This window comes from Sphingobacterium sp. HSC-15S19 (genome assembly GCF_050433745.1).
GTDB lineage: Bacteria > Bacteroidota > Bacteroidia > Sphingobacteriales > Sphingobacteriaceae > Sphingobacterium > Sphingobacterium siyangense.
Window position 1 is genome coordinate 1 of record NZ_JBNPWQ010000088.1, and the last position, 2,479, is coordinate 2,479.

3 protein-coding genes are annotated in these 2,479 nt (G+C 34.7%); all 3 read left to right on the plus strand.

Going from position 1 to position 2,479, the window contains the following annotated elements; translation table 11 throughout:
• Positions 1–82: 82 nt before the first annotated feature.
• The 3 genes from L1283_RS28370 (at position 83) to L1283_RS28380 (ending at position 2,332) form a co-directional block, all read left to right on the plus strand.
• Positions 83–628 carry a glycoside hydrolase family 97 C-terminal domain-containing protein gene (locus L1283_RS28370; RefSeq protein ID WP_429626809.1) on the plus strand — a complete coding sequence of 182 codons (546 nt, stop codon included), beginning with the start codon at positions 83–85 and terminating at the stop codon, positions 626–628.
• Positions 629–910: 282 nt separating this feature from the next.
• A complete protein-coding gene (locus tag L1283_RS28375) occupies positions 911–1,846 on the plus strand; it encodes a cation diffusion facilitator family transporter (protein WP_198386061.1) in 936 nt (311 codons plus the stop codon).
• Between the two features lie 162 nt (positions 1,847–2,008).
• Positions 2,009–2,332: a DUF6660 family protein gene (locus L1283_RS28380; RefSeq protein ID WP_353681976.1), complete on the plus strand. Its 324-nt coding sequence runs from the start codon at positions 2,009–2,011 to the stop codon at positions 2,330–2,332.
• Positions 2,333–2,479: the final 147 nt, after the last annotated feature.

Below are 2,479 nucleotides of genomic sequence, written 5' to 3' on the forward strand. Positions count from 1 at the left end.
AATCTCAGATGATCAGGATAATGAATGATTTTTTTTGCATATTAGTGGTGGCATTTTAATGAGAATCAGTGGGGGCATTCTGATGAGAATTAACACGCGGCTTATCGGTGGACCGATGGACTATACACCGGGCATCTTTGAGATGGACATCCAAAAGATCAATCCTAAGAATACATCCCATGTCAATTCTACTTTAGCCAACCAGCTGGCATTGTATGTGACCATGTACAGTCCATTGCAGATGGCAGCCGACCTCCCTGAGAATTATGAGCGTTTTATCGATGCTTTTCAGTTTATCAAAGATGTTGCCGTCGATTGGGACAGTAGCCTATATCTCGAAGCAGAACCGGGAGAATACCTAACGATAGCCCGTAAATCAAAAGGTAAAAATGAATGGTTTGTCGGGAATGTCAGCGGGGAGAAAGGACATGAATCTATCTTGGATTTTGGTTTTTTAACAACGGGCAAAAAATATGAAGCTACGATCTACGCTGATGCTCCAGATGCTCATTACAAAACCAATCCCCAGGCTTATGTGATAAAAAAGCTTAAAATAAATAATAAAAGTAAATTAAAACAAAGGTCTGCACCTGGCGGTGGCTTTGCTATTCGGATCGTGGAACTATAATTAATTTTCATTCATATAGCATATTATCTTGACTCGTTTGTCTATATTTTAAAATTTGTATAAAAATTGACCACGAAAAAGATATTAGTTATATTTAAGGAACATACTATCGCTAAAATTATTTGTAGCACATTTTTATAAAAAATACTGAAATTTGAATTATTTGATTTTAACAATTGTCACTTATGTACATATAAATAGAAAGAATTTGTTAGTGGTAATTAGCAGTTGAATATTAAGTTCTGTATCAATTAATTTCCAAAGTGTTCTTAATGCCGTTGCTTGTCAGTTAAATTGTACTATTTTATTATTGGTAAATATTTTATGGAGCAAACTTATAAAGAGCCTTCTGCATCCAGTAGGCATAAAAGGAATCTACTAATCGTTTTAGGATTAAGTGGAACCTATTTAATTGCAGAGGTCGTAGGAGGTATATTGACAAAAAGTCTAGCCTTGTTGGCAGATGCAGCACACATGTTTACGGATGTAGCTGGACTTTTTTTGTCATTTATTGCTATTAAGATTGGCGAAAGAAAAGCCAATTCTAAAAAGACTTTTGGATATTTTAGAACAGAGATATTGGCTGCAGTTATAAATGCTGTCGTACTGCTTGCTATCTCAATTTATGTTCTTTTCGAATCTTGGCAGCGATTTATGGATCCTCCCAAGGTACAGAGTGGCAGCATGATGTTAGTCGCGGGAATTGGCCTTATAGTAAATATAATAGGAATCATAATCATACGAAAAGATTCATCTGAAAGTTTGAATATGAAAGGTGCTTATTTTGAGGTTTTATCTGACGGGTTAACATCAATAGGGGTGATGATTGCGGGTATTATCATGCTGATTACAGATTGGTATTATGCCGATCCTCTCATTTCCGCTGCTATTGGCTTACTTATTTTCCCTAGGACTTGGAAACTTTTGAAAGAAGCTATAAATGTCTTGTTGGAGAGCACCCCAAAGGATGTCGATATAGAAAAACTGAGAAATACACTTGAACAAGTGGATGGCGTAATAGAAATACATGATCTCCATGTCTGGTCTCTCACATCAGGCGTCAACGCTATGAGTTCTCATGTTTTGGTGCACAGTAAAATGGATACAGATATTATCCTTGCTGCTTTAAATGATAGGGCTACAAAGGATTTTAAACTGTCGCATACAACTTTTCAAATTGAATCAAAGAGGCAGCAAGACATTAACGTACATGACTAATTTATTAAAAAGCTATTTTTATAAGGCTTTGCAAACAAAAATGAAATAAGAGATTATATAAGGTCTCAATAAAAAATAGTGTTGCTAATACTTAAGCATAGTAAGTATAATTTTATTCAAAATTAATAAGAAAGGAGTTTTTTTATTACTTTTGTTTTAAATATGAGATGGAAAGCAGCTATATTGTTATTTTATATCTTAGCACTCTTTACAGTGCCTTGTGGGGATATTAATAATAGTTGTGAAGCTCTTTCCAAATACGCGAATGAAACTAGCCATAGACATGACAAGGACAAGGACGATTATTGTACACCCTTTTGCCAGTGCACATGCTGTAGTATCTCAGTTGTTTCCTTCAGTTTTAATGTTCCTGAATTGCACGTTCCAATACAGTTATTCTTAAAGAAAAAAATGAGAATGTGGGATTGTAGCTTTTTCTCCCAGTATTCAGGTACTATCTGGCAGCCGCCAAAATTTTTCTCCTAAATTCATTTGAAATTTAAGTGAGTTAGGGTATAATGTATATTTATATATTACTTCACTTGTGTCCTAAATAAATTTTAGGATTGGATTTCTGTGGTACAGGCATAGCTTTTTTCATCATTTCGATATTGACCCCTATTTTTCAATCTG